This window comes from Mesorhizobium kowhaii, from assembly GCF_003253745.1.
GTDB lineage: Bacteria > Pseudomonadota > Alphaproteobacteria > Rhizobiales > Rhizobiaceae > Mesorhizobium > Mesorhizobium kowhaii.
This window is the reverse complement of sequence record NZ_MZXV01000051.1, coordinates 25226-38189: the sequence shown is the minus strand read 5'-3', so window position 1 is coordinate 38189 and position 12964 is coordinate 25226. Positions and strand designations below refer to the sequence as shown.

Here is a 12964-nt window from a genome sequence, read left to right as displayed (position 1 = left end):
CTATATTAGGAGCACATTATAGACGGGGCTTGGGAGATTCACCCGTCTCTCCGGTCCAAGGGCCCGGCGTCTCGGAGTTCCCAAACCCAAAGGTTGTCGGGCCCGCCCTGGTTGCAATCAGTCATGGGGAGGCAGCGAATATGCGAACAATCGATCTTTGTGCGGCCGTTGCTCTGTGCATCGTGCCATCCAGCCAACTACTGGCGGCCGACGAGGTTTCCGTCGAACGCGGTTTGTATATTTCGATCATCGGCGGCTGCCATTTCTGCCACACGGAAGGATACCGTGAAGCCGAGGGGAAAATCGATCCGGAGAAAGCGTTGAAAGGCTCTTCCGTGGGCTGGCAGGGCCCCTGGGGCACGACCTATGCCGTAAATCTCAGGGATTCGGCAAGGGGCTTTGATGAGGACGCTTGGGTCGACCACCTCAAGAACAAGGTCCAATTGCCGCCGATGCCCTGGTACCAAGTCAAAGCCATGACCGAAAGCGACATGCGTTCGGTGTATCTTTACATCAAATCGCTCGGACCACCCGGCGAGTCGGCACCGTATTACCGGGAGCCCGGCAAGGAACCGAGGACACCCTATGTCACACTAGTGCCACCTCAGACACCGAAGAAGAAGTAACGACCTATCGCCCCTTCGGCTTCGGCGTGATCGTCTCGACCCGCACCTTGTCGCCGATCTCCTTCGCCATCGCGAAAGCCTTTGCCTTGTCCTTGGTGGTCAGAACGGTGCGCCAATGCGGTTTCTCGAACACGCTCACGATGTAGGTTGTCACCGGCTTATCGGTCATCCGATCGCTCGTCAGTCGGCCACGCCAGCTTCGTGGTGCACGATTGCGTCCAGGATCGCCTCGTAGACGCTCCCGGTGTCTTCCTCGATCTCGGTGCTTGAAATGCCTATCGACTTGGCGTCGGCGAACAGCTTTTGCGTGAGCTCGGCAACTGAGATGATATCTGCGCCAGCCGTCTCAGGGACGTTGGACGCCATCCATTTGTACAAAAAGTCGGTTCCGCGTGTGCTCATCCAAAATAGCCGAACGTAAGGCTAACCATCGCCACCGCGATCAGAATCGAGAGCGGCACGGCAGCGATCAGCCCCACTTCTAAAACTCGTGTTTCTTTGTCACTGAACATTAGGCGCGCCTTATGCATGCATTCGTTGAATGCTAAGAAGCTGCAAATCCAGATTTGGTTCCAAACCGGAAATAGAACGGCGGCGGCGGCCGTCCAGTTAACTCTCTTCGGGGAGTCGGCTTGCGTTTACGCTCGACCGGCGCAATTCTCCCGGGAGGGACGAGCGAGACTTGAGCTAGTACCCCGAGGGAGCATGAGGCGCTTAGGCGTATGGGTCGTACTCGTTACGGCGACCATGGCGATCCTTTACCTGATGCCGTATGTCTCGATCACGATGTAAGGAAATGGCCGGGGGGTACTGCATTTGTTGACGGTCAGCGCCCCTTCGGGAAGCTTTCTGGCTGCGGCGCTTTCCTACAATCAGCTCCTCCAACCAACATATCGCCGACACGCGATTTGTTGACGCGACGCCTGAAACCCCGGGCGGGGTTTTCTTACTGGCAGGCGGGGTCTTCTCACCGTCAGGCGAGCTTTCCTTGCCGGAAGCGACTTTGGTTTGCCGGTAGGCAAGCGTTCCTCTCTTTCCCTCTCCAGTTCCAACAGCCTGATGTATTCTTTCTCAAAGGCCTCCTGGTTCTTCCGGTCCTCGCTCCGGAGATGGACGTACGGCAGCGCAAATGCCAATATCACGATTACGCCGATCTCGCCCGTCATGTGGCTGCTGCCGCCAAGCCAACCAAAAACAGCAACCACGCCGCCGGCTATAGCCGCCCCGGTCACACCAGCCCGGAACGGATCATATCTAGGCGGCGGCGCAACCGAATCTGCCTGCCGCCAGGCCTCGGTGCTAATGCGGGCAACATCCAATCTGACAATTCCCGATATCGATTGCACTTTAGCAATTTCTAATGAAACGGCAATGCGCGCGGGCCATCGCTATAACTCAATACTCGGCGCCGTTTCCCTCAAAGCGCCGCCGGTGATAGCTCGGCGCCCCTCTGGTTTGTTCAGTGTCAAAGCAGGGCGCCGGGCCGCAGAACTGCTTCCGCGATCCAGAATAGCGATCAGCACTTCACCTTCGGCGTGATCTCTTCAACCCGCGCCTTGTCCCCGATCTCCTTCGCCATCGCCATGGCCTTGTCTTTGGTGGTCAGTACAGTGCGCCAATGTGGTTTCTCGAACACGCTCACGACGTAGGTTGGGGCCGGTCGGCGCTCCACCTTTGGCTACTTTCCTTCGTTCATATGGGTGTGTTCCGATTATATTAGCAGGAGCATATATATCTTCGCTAGCCGGCGCCGCCCAACCCGCCCCGCTGGTCAGGCCCGGCGCTCTGCTGGCCACCCCGCCGTTGCGGGATGCCGGGCCGCTTAGTCTGAGCGCTGCCCTGGCGTCTGCTTGGCGCGATCGAAGGTCGGCTTCCAGTCGCGATGGCGCTTCCGTTGCGGGCCTGAAGAAATAGGGTCCGCTGAGGATGACTATCGATTCTAGTGCCAGGTCTTTCGCGAGCTGGGTGCCAAGCCTCATTAGCGCCAAAAAGCAAAGCCCGCTGCCTCGGGGGGAAGCAGCGGGCAAATGCAGGGCCGGAAGGGCCTGTGTGCAAGTTTCCGGCAGCGCCCGACACAAACGGCGCGGCTGGAGGTTGGTTCCCTGATCAAATAAAAAAGCCCGCCACGGAGGAAGCCGTGACGGGCTGTTCTGACAGATGATCGACCAGTGTCTAGCGGCGCGCGATCATCAGGCAAAGCTGGCGAAGGTCGCGGTCATAAGAATCGGAGCTGTTCAGCACGTCCACACAGCGCTTCTTCATTCGCGCCACCTGGCTGTCCGACATGTCGGCGACGACACTTGTCAGCCTTGCGGTGCCGGGATTGGACGCGATGCTCGAGTTCGTCAGATTGGTTGGATTGGTGCCAACGCCGGCGCCAACGCCGGTCCCTACCCCCGCGCCGACGCTATTGGCCCCTCCTATATTCGCACCGGCACCGGCGGTGACGCCGCCAGTCCCGCCGACATTGGCGCCTGCACCTGCATTGACGCCATTGCTCCCACCGATGGAACCACCGAGGCCGGCGCTGACACCATTGGAACCGCCAACATTTGCGCCAGCACCGGCATTAGCTCCACTGCTGCCGCCGACTGAAGCGCCAGCACCAGCGTTAACTCCGCCTCCACCACCAACTGAGGCGCCAACGCCTGCATTGATGCCGCCGCCGCCACCGACCGATGCGCCGGCTCCGACGCCTATGCCCGCAGTGTAAGCCGGGAACGATAGTGAAATTGCCAATACGCTGCCGGCCAAAGTCTTGGCCAGACTTCTGTTCAGGGAGTACATGCGATCCTCCTTGGTTGCCTTAAACAGCCGTGAATGACTGTGCAGGAACAACTTACGACGGGCATATTAGCGCCATCGCATAAAAACTTACTTGGGAGCATGGCTTTCGAACCATTAATGCAGCGGTCTCAATTTGATTCGAATCTTCGGCGATAAAAAAAGGCCCGCCTGTGGGAAAGGCGGGCACGGTCTGGAGTGCTGGGATCAACCAGCATTGGGTTAACGAACGGCGGAGGGGCTGGTTGCGCGGGAGCCTGAAGAAGGTGGCGCTGCTACAGTACGAGCCGTTCCCCTACGGCAGGGTAGCGGTCATTCATCGTTTGTGAGACAGTCAGGCATCAAGCCGAGTTTGAAAGACGGCAAATGCCACTGCGACGTTATGGCGGAGCATTCGAGGCCGCTGATCTGGCCCTGCTCAAGCGAGTGTTCGACCAACTATGCAAGGAGCGCTTCCTCGCCAAGAAAGACGTGGCGCAGATGGAAGCCCTCGCTGAGGAAGTCGTCAGCGTTTTCCAGAGCGGGATCATGGACGAAGCAGACCTATTGCAGGCCCTTTCTAAGCGCCGCCGCCGCGCCAGTTATGCTAGGCTGGGTCGGTCAAATATATAATCACATTCCAGCCGCTCGACGTGCTCACCCGCCCCGCAGCACGCGCCAGATGTCTGACCAGTAGGCCGTGATCAGAGACGCCAAAGCAGCCGCCGCCATGCCGGTAACGCCGAGAGCGCCGAGCCCCATCAGCTTCCAGCGCGTCACCTCGGCCGTCACCACCTTCACGCTGGTCATGTCGTCATTGAGCTTGCTGACAGCCGTTTCCGTTGCCGCTACCCGCTCGATCAGATCATCGGTCTTTTGGTACATTTTCGCCCGACTGGCGGCGGCACGTTGTTCCGACTGCTCATAGCTTAGGGCGGCACGGGAGTCGCTGTCCTTGATATCGCGACGGATCTCCGTGATATCGCGTTGCATGTTCTGGGTGGCTTCCAAAAGCCCGCCAATCATCATTTCCAGGCTCTTGGTGGATGTCGGCATTCCCCTGCCCTTCAATGCGATGCTATTTCGTGCAGGCCGGCGCGCGCGTGCACGTCCGGTTGTTGCCCGCGACCTGTTCGGCGAATGGCCTGTCGTTCTTGATGATGAAATCCCGCGTCGGGCCGGACGGCTTCAGAAGCGAGAACCCGGCGCCGTTAGTCGCAGCGGTCTGGCTGCACCCACTTGCCGCCAAGCTCAATGCAAAGATGCTGTTGATCGAAAGCGCTGATTTCAACATTGTCGTCATTCCTTTGCTGGATGAGTGCGAGCGCGGCTTCCCGTGCCTCTGCCTGGACAAGAGCGCGGGTTTCGGTTCGGGTTGCCGGGTCATGAATGATGGTGACGTAGAGCACTGCGGCGAAAGCACAGACCACCGCGCCGGCCGCCGCTGCCAACGGAAGCTTGATCGCGTCAAACATCACACAGGCACCGTGCCGAGGGCTTCAGCGAGCCGCTTTGCCTTCCGGTTGGTGTACCAGCGATAGGCGCCGCCACCGATCACCAGCAGCGCGCTTACCAAGGCCAGGATGACGACAATCTTCGTGATCCACTCGCTGGCATAGGACAGAGGGGAAAGCTGCTCCTGGAGGCCCTGCAGCGTGGCGGTGACGCCAAGTCCGCCGCCGCCGGCACCGATCGCCGCGTCGGCGGGCGCGGTAGACGGTGAGGGCTTTGCATCCTCGACCAGCGCTTTCGCCTGGCCGCCGTCGACGAAGTTTGCAGCCTGTGGCGTCTCGCCGGTTGCCCAAGCTTTGCCGATCGCGCGGACTTCCTTCACGCGAGCGGTCCAGCCTTTGCCGAAGGTCGGGAAGGTGCCGAGATGGCGAAGGAAGTTCGTGCGCGCATCGCAGATCCTGTCGATCAGCGCGTCGTTGTTGTTGATCGCCTTCAGCGCCGTGATCGTACCCATGCCGATCACACCGTCGATGTTGCCGGTGTAAACCGGGCGCAAGGCCTGTTGAAGCCACATGATCGAGCGGCCAGGGCCGGAGTTCACGGCGCCATCGAACACGACGTAATCGACGCCATCGGGCAGCAGATCGCCCTTCACGGCGTCCCAATACTGCTTGTCGTAAATTTCATTGAGTTCATCGGTCGTGATGCTTTTCACGGACCGCGCGGCCAGCCCTTTGCCCTTGCGATAGGCGTCATACACCCGCTGGGTGACGCCCTTCATCGTGGGGCCGCCAGGGTCCGCCTTATTGTTCGAATACCCGCCTTCGTGCGCCAGCACTTTGGCAAGCGATTCCTTTTCACGGGAAACAGCCATGAATTTTCCTTTCAGATGATGATTGACTACAGTATTCGGCGGGCCAGGTTGGACGGCTATTGGAGGAAAATCCCCATGCCAGTAAGTGTTATGAAAGCGCCGATGTTAGAGGTCGTCTTGTCATCCAGGATGGACGAAGCGGCCGAGGCAGTGTCCGTAACTTTTGGGTCCGTCGACAAGAAAAGGTTTCAGTTGGACTTTGCGATCAAATGCATTCCGCTCGCTATTGCAGCGCTCGCCGCAGAAGCCGGGAAACTCCTTGCTGGTCTCCCGGCAGATAAGCAGCCCAACCTTCAGGGCATCCGAGCAACGGGAACTCAATTGGCGATGAAGGAAGACGGAACGGTAGCTCTCCTATTAAGGCTGGAGAGCGGGGCGGATTTACCCCTAGAATTTCAACACAAGGATCTGCTCAACCTTCGTAGCCAGATCGATGAGGCCGTTCAGATGACTAGCAAGCGGCGCCACTAGGCGAGAGTGCTCAGGGCGGTCGTTGACAGCAGTCCTTCAGCCGAAGAAGATTCCGCCTTCACCCTTTCCGCCACCGCCCCTGCTTGCTCTCGCGCCGCCTTCACTTCGTCCATCTTTGGCCGGACCTTCTAGGTACGAGCAGAGATCGAGATTGGATGGTGCATAGTGAATAACCGTAGCCACCAACCGCGTCTCGGAAGTCTGCGGCTTATTCAACGACGGCGAAAAGCGACCATTCACCAGGCACCCCCTTTAACGAGTACATGCCTTGGTCAATGAACCCGATCCCCGAGCCGACAACCAGGTCTTTGACCGTATTGGACACCAGGATACTGCCCGGCGACGCATTGCTGCAGATGCGTGACGCAACATGCACCGCGAGCCCACTCAGATCGGTCTCGCGCCGCTCGCATTCACCGGTATGCAGTCCAGCGCGCATGGTGAGGCCGAGACGCGACAGTTCCTGTATGATTGCCCGCGCGCACTGGATAGCCCGGGTTGGCCCGGTGAAAGCCAAAACGAAGCCATCGCCCGTGCGGTTGACTTCCTGGCCACCGAAGTTCTTCAGCTCTCGTCGCACGACACCGTCATGCGCTTGCAGAGTCTCCTTCCATTTGAGGTCTCCGATTGCCGCGAGCTTTTCGGTTGATCCAACAATATCGGTCACGAGCACGGTCAGGAGGACCCGCTCGGAGGGCGGACTATTTCGGGTTCCAGTCAGGAACTCCTGCACTTCACCTACCAGTCGTTCCTGGTCACCCCACCACGGTAAGTGATCGTCGCCGGGAAGCACGACCAACTTGGCGCCTGGAATATGATCGGCAAGATATTGGGCTTCGGGGACAGAATGCCAGCGGTCTCCGCTGCGATGCAGCACTAGAGTAGGCACTTGAACACTCGGCAAAACACCGCGTATATCGACTTCAAAACTCAGATCGTTGAGCGCTCGAACTGCACCCGGACTTGCGGAATAGCGAAGATAGGCGCCGAACCATGAGCGCGCCGCCTCATCCTTTGCCATGCTCGGCGCAGCCTGGTCGAGCTCAAAAGGCTCACCCCAATTCTCTTCCATGAGCGTGTTCCACGCGTCACGATCCTCTAGCGTTATGCCCCACGGATAGTCAGGCGCCCAGCTTTGCCGAGCATAGCTCCCGCAGAGAATAAGCGCGGCTGTACGTTCGGGATGAGTTGCGGCGAACATTGCCGCCATGTAGCCCCCCTCGGACACGCCAAGGAGGGCTGCCCGTTCCGACCCGGCAGCATCCATGACCGCCCGGATATCATCCACTCGCTCTTCGAGCGTCGCGGGCCCGACATCTCGATCGGATAGACCCATGCCCCGACGATCGAACCTGATCAAGCGCGAGAAATTGGCGAGACGCCTGAAGAACCGCGCATAGTCGGGACTTTCCCATGCATACTCCAAATGGGAGACCCAACCTTGCGCATAGACAAGATCGATTGGCCCGTCACCAAGGACCTGATAGGCGATCGATAGATTGCCGCACTTCGCGTACTGGGTGCGTGGAGCCATGGCGGTTCGAATCCCGGAAACGAAGCCAATCTCAACCGTGGACTGGAGATATGCGATCAAGCACCGTTGAGCCTGCTTCGGACGCCACAATCAGGCCACCAATGGTAGCACGTGGCCAAGTTCCTAACCTTAGCAATCTGCATGCGGTTCATGCGTGCGTGAATTGAGGGCCAAAGGTTCCTGTTCTTGCGCTACTCTGATGGTCCGTTTGGTCGATTGCGGTCGAACGCTTGCCAGCTGGTGACGACGTCGTACTTCAGTTTTTTGTGGCGCTGCCGATGACCCGCCAATCTCAGCGGAGACCCAGAGATCCTTGCCGCCCGGCGTGGTGGAACGCAGAAATGTTGGCATGCCGGGTCGCCCTGATTTCTTTTCTGGAATCGACCTAGAAAATCTGCCCATCTACCAGCCTAGAAGGTCCCGGTAGATGAACAGATCTCGCGGCAAGGAGCAGTTAATCTCCCCACATTAGCAGAATGGCCCGGGGGGTCCGGGGGAGGGTTTTGTCAGCTGCGGTTTTTGAAACGCCAACTGGTGTTGCCGGTCTCGATGATGTCGCAGTGATGGGTTAGTCGATCGAGCATGGCGGTGGTCATCTGGCGTCCCCGAACACCTGGGGCCAATCGGCGAAGGCGAGGTTGGTGGTGATCAGCAGCGAGGTGTTTTCATAGAGCTTGCTGATCAGGTGGAACAGCAACTGGCCGCCAGGCTGGCTGAACGGCAGATAGCCGAGCTCGTCGATGACGATGAGATCGTGGCGCAGCAGCTTCTCGGCCAAGCGCCCACTGCGGCCGGCGGCCTTCTCCTGCTTCAAGCTGGTTGACGAGATCGACGAGGTTGAAGAACCGCCCTCTGGCGCGTGTGCGGATGACGGCGGAAGCGACGGCGATGCATAGATGGGTTTTGCCGGTGCCGGTGCCGCCGATGAAGATGGCGTTGCGCTTGGCGTCGAGGAAGGCGCCGGTTGCGAGTTCCCGGACCTGGCCCTCGTCGACCAGCGTATCGGCGAAGACGAAGGCATCCAGGTCCTTGAGCACCGGGAACTTGGCGCCGCCGATGCGATAGCTGATCGATCGCGCCTGCCGGTGGGTCCGCTCGGCCCGGAGCTATGCCCGCCTGTGGCCAACCGGAGACTTACTTTGCCCCCTTCGGAAGCATCCTTGTCAAAATCGCATCTCGGCGGATGAAATGATGGAAGAGCGCAGCCAACGCATGCAGGCCGACTGCTATCAGAATGCCATCCGCGCACAATGAGTGAAGTTCTCGGATCGAGCGAGCCGTAGTTCGATCAGGTGGAAAAGGAGCCGGGACCGTGAACAGGCCGAAGAAGCTCAACTCGTTGCCCCTGAACCAAGTCAAAAGGATGCCTAGGACAGGGATCGCAATCAATAATGCATAGAGGACAAGGTGACCAACCTTGGCCGCCGCCCGCTCTGGCGCCGACATCTCATCCGGAAGACTGGGGGCTCCTCTCAGGCCGCGGAGAACGACCCGCCAAAGCACCAGGCCAGCCAACAGAAGGCCAAACGAAATATGCAGCCGCCAGATGGAATCGACCGTAGGATCGCCACGAGGCAACAGGTCCTCGCCGTAGGTCAGTGCGTAGAGCAAAAGGACAAGCACGAAGAGAGACCAGTGCAAAAACTTCTGGGTGGAAGTGTACGCGGCAGATGTCATCCGACGAGGGGCTCCTGTTAAAAAAGGATCTCCTTCTTACGTTGGCTTCCTGTCAGACTTGTGGCCGCCAAATTACGGTTTTGTAACGATCTCGCCCCGGTCCTGCCTTCAACGGTGTCCAGCCGCGCGGGGCTTCTACGGTGCCTTAGGCGACCATATCGAACTCTTACCGCTGCCGTCCCAATCCAGTATCGTATCGTGGTGTCGGGGGCTTACAGGCCTTAACGGTGGCGGGGCTCTTCAAGGCAAGAGAACGCGAGGTACCCACACTCATGGCACTTGAACAAATTCTGGTCTTGTGTCCCGTGGTCAACCATGGGCTCTTTCCTTGCTCGCCATATCCGGCAGCGCGGGCATTGAGGCGTATCGTCTATAAGGGGCTGATACGTATCTAAGCGGGCACCCGCAGCGACCTTGTCGTCCAGATCGGATTCCAGTTTTGCCTTGGTTTCATCGTGCAGGTCCAGCCTGTGCCTCAGGTCTCTGGCCTTCTTCTTCTCGTCGAAAGCCAACCGCTCGGCGTCGCGCGTGAGGGTTTCCCTGAAGCGGACCCTTGCTGATCGAGTGCAATGGCGCACGCGGAATGCAAGATGGCCCTATGAGGTACACCCGAATGAGGTACAGCGAGCCTCACGGTTGCGGGCTTTTGCCGGGGGCCGCGATTTCCACGGCGACATCACGCGCTTGGCTGAGACCCTTCAAAATCCATGGAGTGCTGTGCGCTCTCAGGTGGAAGTTCCAGTTCCGAAAGGCGGACGACGGGGATTCGTTGTCGATCGGCGACGGCGCGAATACCCTTGTCATCGGAATAAATCGCGCGCGCGCCAACGACCACAGCGATTGCCACGATCTGCCGATCATATTTCAGCTTAGCCCATGTCGACTCATCGGGACGCCGAGCCGGTTTGCGCCCCCCATCGAAAGAGTTCCGGGTCATTGCCGCGACTTCAATGGCAGCTCGCTGGTCGAAAGGTTCGATCCGAAAGACAGAAAGTTCAGAGATTTTTTCAATTATCAATTGCGCCGCTCCAGGTTCAACTCGAACGAGAACTTCGCTAAGGGCTGGGGTTGGGATCACAAGCCGCTGCCTGGATCTCTCCAGCGATGCAATGAGATGAGCGATCCGATCCTGCGAGCGTTCGACAGGCTTGCCGGATTCGTCGAGGGGTACACCTGCGCCTGGATGCAGGAGGAGCATAAGAAGCGTGGCGTCAATGACGACCATTCTTTTGATCCCCCGGCCCGCTCCTAACAGCATCGAGCTCCTGGTAAGCGCCGTCGTCAAACTGCACCGGTAGCGCACGGAGTTCGCCGAGAGCTTCAGAAAGGGACGCAGATCGAAGAGACTTAAAGCTTTCAATGCGGAAACCGGTCATCGTCCATTTTCCGTCGGCGTCACGAGACCAACTCGCCCATCCCACCAGTCGAACGACATCGTCGAAATGCTTCGCCAACTCCTTTCCGAGGCGGCGGTCGGATGTCGTAAATCCCGCAACCACAGTGCCTTCGGACTCGAGTCTTACGTGGACGTCAGTGCCGCCACCGACGGCAACCAGTTTGCCGTCAAATGTTCCGTGTTGCCGGATTGGCGGATATTTCTCGACCTTATCCTCGCGGCCCGGGAAATGAAGCAAGACGCCTTTCGGCTCCTTCAGCGAGCCAACGGCGTTGTCTTCCTTAAGGAGCTTGTTGATGCTTCTGTATGCGCGCTGCGCTTCGGCAGGTGCGTCGTGGCGCATAACCGACCTGGCTCGATCACGAACTTTCGGGATCGCCTCCTTCTCGATCTTGTGCACGAGAATTGTGCTGCCGGCTTCTAGACGATCGAAATGAACCGATGCTTCTGTCCCTAGGACAGCCGCCAGTTCCTTCATGTATTCTGCGAGCCGAGCCATTGGGATGGTCTCAGGGCTGAACGCATCGATCTTAAACCGATACTCGGTGCCGCCAGTCTTCCTTGTCGCCATGATTTCCTCCCGATCGTCGGGTTGGCGTAATTGAGCACAATGCATTTGAGCACAACGAAGGTAAAGACCACGTGACGGATTAAGGGGCGCGTGACTGCTACCCGCGCATTCCGGCTCTGCCGCTCTTTAAGCCGAAGCGTCTCCCTCGCTCTGGCGCCTCGCTGTGGCCTGCAGGAGCGTTCATTCGACCGTGCCCGGAAGAGATCGACCGCGGCTTGCTTCTCTGCTTCGCGTGCCAGCCTGTAGACTTCGGGCAAAGGCTGCCAGTCGGCCGGCTTCAGCTTCATGCACCATTGTGGCCGACGGTATCCCCAATGCTCGATCCCGACGAGATCGGATCCGTCGAACCAGCACGAAACGTTCAGCTTGGCAAAGGGCAGCGCCCTCGCCGCCCACCATTTCAATGTCGACGTCGCCGGGCCCCTCTTTCCATGGCGTAAAGCCGCGGCGAGGCCGCTCTGTCAGTTCGTGATCACGCATCCCAAACCGCCTCCACCTACTCCGATTTAGCGATCTCTCATGTATGGACTCAACCCCCGATTGGAAGCATTCTGCCTGCCGGGGAGAGAGAGGGGCGTGGGCAAGGTTTACCGTTACCCTGGCAATCGGTCTAACCAGTGGCGCAAACACACTGGAGCGAAGCGCTATCGCTGGGGCAGCCTCGCCGGCGTGCCGATGCGGCTCGTTTTCGTGACAGCGGCCGCGATTGCGGCCTACACGACGCAGTTCGTCATGCAACACGGCGCCGTCCTTCAAGGCACGATATCGAGTTGGACGGAACCTCTCCCCGACCCGATAGATGGTCGCGCCTCTATCATCGACGGCGACACGGTCGAGATCGCTGGCCAGCGTATCCGTTTCAATGGCATCGACGCACCAGAGAGCCGGCAGTATTGCGACGACGCCAAGGGCTTCGAATACCCATGCGGACGCCGCGCTGCCCAAGCCTTGGACGAGTTCCTGGCGGCATCGCGACCACTGCATTGCAGCTTTGTCGAACGTGATCGCTACGGCCGGCTTGTCGGGAATTGCGAGCGAGCCGATGGCGTCAGTGTCCAGCGATGGCTCGTTGAACAAGGTCTCGCTCTAGACTGGCCTCGCTATTCCAACGGGGCTTTCGCCGCAGAGCAAGGCACAGCCAAGGCAGCCCACCGCGGTGTCTGGCAAGGCCGGTTCGATCAACCTTGGGATTGGCGTGCAGGGCATTCCGACGATCCGCAGCCGGCGATCAGCCAGCCGCTCGGCATTGTGGGCAGTGGGCAGGTCGCACAAAGCTATTCGTGCCAGCCGCGGCGGTACTGTGCGCAGGTCGGCTCGTGCGCCGCGGCGCAGTGGTATCTTCATAATTGCTCGTGGGGTCGCAAGCTTGACGCCGATGGCGACGGCAAGGCGTGCGAGACGCTCTGCTGATCCAGCTAGAAACCAGGTGGGAGAAAAGGAAAACAATGAAGACCGAGCCCGAAGCGGAGTGCAAAACCCTAACTGAGGCTTATGCAAGACTAGGCGCCACGGTCCGCAATCCGCGGCGCACATGGTCGGCAATCACCGATGACGGAAAAGCGGTGGTTGTGACCCTCTGGACAGACCGATTCTTGGACCT

Annotated in this window: 15 protein-coding genes and 1 pseudogene; 4 read left to right on the top strand and 12 right to left on the bottom strand. The window is 59.1% G+C overall.

From position 1 onward, the window contains the following. Positions 1-140: 140 nt before the first annotated feature. The gene (locus B5V02_RS22665) at positions 141-626 is read left to right on the top strand and encodes a c-type cytochrome (RefSeq protein WP_111546324.1); all 486 of its coding nucleotides are present in this window, start codon (positions 141-143) and stop codon (positions 624-626) included. Positions 627-630: 4 nt separating this feature from the next. On the opposite strand, the gene B5V02_RS40730 is transcribed toward B5V02_RS22665, so the two are convergent. The 4 genes from B5V02_RS40730 to B5V02_RS22645 all read right to left on the bottom strand — a co-directional run bounded on the left by B5V02_RS40730 (position 631) and on the right by B5V02_RS22645 (position 3413). Next, entirely contained in the window at positions 631-795 is a 165-nt protein-coding gene (locus tag B5V02_RS40730; RefSeq protein ID WP_167458625.1) for a hypothetical protein, read from the bottom strand. Positions 796-806: 11 nt separating this feature from the next. Beyond that, the gene (locus tag B5V02_RS22660; RefSeq protein ID WP_111546323.1) at positions 807-1028 is read right to left on the bottom strand and encodes a DUF768 domain-containing protein; all 222 of its coding nucleotides are present in this window, start codon (positions 1026-1028) and stop codon (positions 807-809) included. A 1114-nt stretch (positions 1029-2142) separates the two neighbouring features. After that, the gene (locus B5V02_RS40725; RefSeq protein ID WP_167458624.1) at positions 2143-2298 is read right to left on the bottom strand and encodes a hypothetical protein; all 156 of its coding nucleotides are present in this window, start codon (positions 2296-2298) and stop codon (positions 2143-2145) included. Positions 2299-2798: 500 nt separating this feature from the next. Further along, positions 2799-3413, bottom strand: coding sequence for a hypothetical protein (locus B5V02_RS22645; protein ID WP_111546320.1), 615 nt, complete (start codon positions 3411-3413; stop codon positions 2799-2801). Between the two features lie 363 nt (positions 3414-3776). Between B5V02_RS22645 and B5V02_RS22640 the strand changes: the two genes are divergently transcribed. Further along, on the top strand, positions 3777-4022 hold the full coding sequence (locus B5V02_RS22640; RefSeq protein ID WP_167458623.1) for a hypothetical protein: 246 nt from the start codon (positions 3777-3779) through the stop codon (positions 4020-4022). Positions 4023-4046: 24 nt separating this feature from the next. Here the strand turns inward: B5V02_RS22640 and B5V02_RS22635 are convergent, their stop codons facing one another. The 3 genes from B5V02_RS22635 to B5V02_RS22625 form a co-directional block, all read right to left on the bottom strand. Further along, positions 4047-4445: a DUF1515 family protein gene (locus tag B5V02_RS22635; protein WP_111546319.1), complete on the bottom strand. Its 399-nt coding sequence runs from the start codon at positions 4443-4445 to the stop codon at positions 4047-4049. Between the two features lie 155 nt (positions 4446-4600). Further along, the gene (locus B5V02_RS22630; RefSeq protein WP_111546318.1) at positions 4601-4864 is read right to left on the bottom strand and encodes a hypothetical protein; all 264 of its coding nucleotides are present in this window, start codon (positions 4862-4864) and stop codon (positions 4601-4603) included. Then, entirely contained in the window at positions 4864-5715 is an 852-nt protein-coding gene (locus B5V02_RS22625; protein ID WP_111546317.1) for a glycoside hydrolase family 108 protein, read from the bottom strand. The genes B5V02_RS22630 and B5V02_RS22625 overlap by 1 nt, the downstream gene beginning before the upstream one ends. A 75-nt stretch (positions 5716-5790) precedes the next feature. Between B5V02_RS22625 and B5V02_RS22620 the strand changes: the two genes are divergently transcribed. Further along, positions 5791-6186 (top strand): hypothetical protein, encoded by a 396-nt coding sequence (locus tag B5V02_RS22620; protein ID WP_146606138.1) that lies wholly within the window; start codon positions 5791-5793, stop codon positions 6184-6186. 208 nt (positions 6187-6394) lie between these two features. Here B5V02_RS22620 and B5V02_RS22615 read toward each other — a convergent pair whose 3' ends face one another. The 5 genes and pseudogenes from B5V02_RS22615 to B5V02_RS22590 all read right to left on the bottom strand — a co-directional run bounded on the left by B5V02_RS22615 (position 6395) and on the right by B5V02_RS22590 (position 11364). After that, entirely contained in the window at positions 6395-7780 is a 1386-nt protein-coding gene (locus B5V02_RS22615; RefSeq protein ID WP_245446118.1) for an adenylate/guanylate cyclase domain-containing protein, read from the bottom strand. Between the two features lie 446 nt (positions 7781-8226). Beyond that, positions 8227-8826: pseudogene (gene istB, locus B5V02_RS22610) on the bottom strand (IS21-like element helper ATPase IstB); the annotation flags it as partial. A gap of 28 nt (positions 8827-8854) precedes the next feature. Next, on the bottom strand, positions 8855-9397 hold the full coding sequence (locus B5V02_RS22605; RefSeq protein ID WP_111546315.1) for a cytochrome b: 543 nt from the start codon (positions 9395-9397) through the stop codon (positions 8855-8857). A gap of 676 nt (positions 9398-10073) precedes the next feature. After that, the gene (locus B5V02_RS22595) at positions 10074-10622 is read right to left on the bottom strand and encodes a PIN domain-containing protein (RefSeq protein WP_167458622.1); all 549 of its coding nucleotides are present in this window, start codon (positions 10620-10622) and stop codon (positions 10074-10076) included. Next, positions 10609-11364 carry a hypothetical protein gene (locus tag B5V02_RS22590; protein WP_111546641.1) on the bottom strand — a complete coding sequence of 252 codons (756 nt, stop codon included), beginning with the start codon at positions 11362-11364 and terminating at the stop codon, positions 10609-10611. Before B5V02_RS22590 ends, B5V02_RS22595 begins: the two co-directional genes overlap by 14 nt. A gap of 519 nt (positions 11365-11883) precedes the next feature. Between B5V02_RS22590 and B5V02_RS22585 the strand changes: the two genes are divergently transcribed. Then, positions 11884-12774, top strand: coding sequence for a thermonuclease family protein (locus B5V02_RS22585; RefSeq protein WP_111546312.1), 891 nt, complete (start codon positions 11884-11886; stop codon positions 12772-12774). The last annotated feature ends 190 nt before the right edge of the window (positions 12775-12964 follow it).

Coding starts and splice junctions, on each gene's coding strand:
- B5V02_RS22665 (WP_111546324.1), top strand. CDS start 141: ATGCGAACAATCGATCTTTGTGCGGCCGTTGCTCTGTGCATCGTGCCA.
- B5V02_RS40730 (WP_167458625.1), bottom strand. CDS start 795: ATGACCGATAAGCCGGTGACAACCTACATCGTGAGCGTGTTCGAGAAA.
- B5V02_RS22660 (WP_111546323.1), bottom strand. CDS start 1,028: ATGAGCACACGCGGAACCGACTTTTTGTACAAATGGATGGCGTCCAAC.
- B5V02_RS22645 (WP_111546320.1), bottom strand. CDS start 3,413: ATGTACTCCCTGAACAGAAGTCTGGCCAAGACTTTGGCCGGCAGCGTA.
- B5V02_RS22640 (WP_167458623.1), top strand. CDS start 3,777: ATGCCACTGCGACGTTATGGCGGAGCATTCGAGGCCGCTGATCTGGCC.
- B5V02_RS22635 (WP_111546319.1), bottom strand. CDS start 4,445: ATGCCGACATCCACCAAGAGCCTGGAAATGATGATTGGCGGGCTTTTG.
- B5V02_RS22630 (WP_111546318.1), bottom strand. CDS start 4,864: ATGTTTGACGCGATCAAGCTTCCGTTGGCAGCGGCGGCCGGCGCGGTG.
- B5V02_RS22625 (WP_111546317.1), bottom strand. CDS start 5,715: ATGGCTGTTTCCCGTGAAAAGGAATCGCTTGCCAAAGTGCTGGCGCAC.
- B5V02_RS22620 (WP_146606138.1), top strand. CDS start 5,791: ATGCCAGTAAGTGTTATGAAAGCGCCGATGTTAGAGGTCGTCTTGTCA.
- B5V02_RS22605 (WP_111546315.1), bottom strand. CDS start 9,397: ATGACATCTGCCGCGTACACTTCCACCCAGAAGTTTTTGCACTGGTCT.
- B5V02_RS22595 (WP_167458622.1), bottom strand. CDS start 10,622: ATGGTCGTCATTGACGCCACGCTTCTTATGCTCCTCCTGCATCCAGGC.
- B5V02_RS22590 (WP_111546641.1), bottom strand. CDS start 11,364: ATGGCGACAAGGAAGACTGGCGGCACCGAGTATCGGTTTAAGATCGAT.
- B5V02_RS22585 (WP_111546312.1), top strand. CDS start 11,884: ATGTATGGACTCAACCCCCGATTGGAAGCATTCTGCCTGCCGGGGAGA.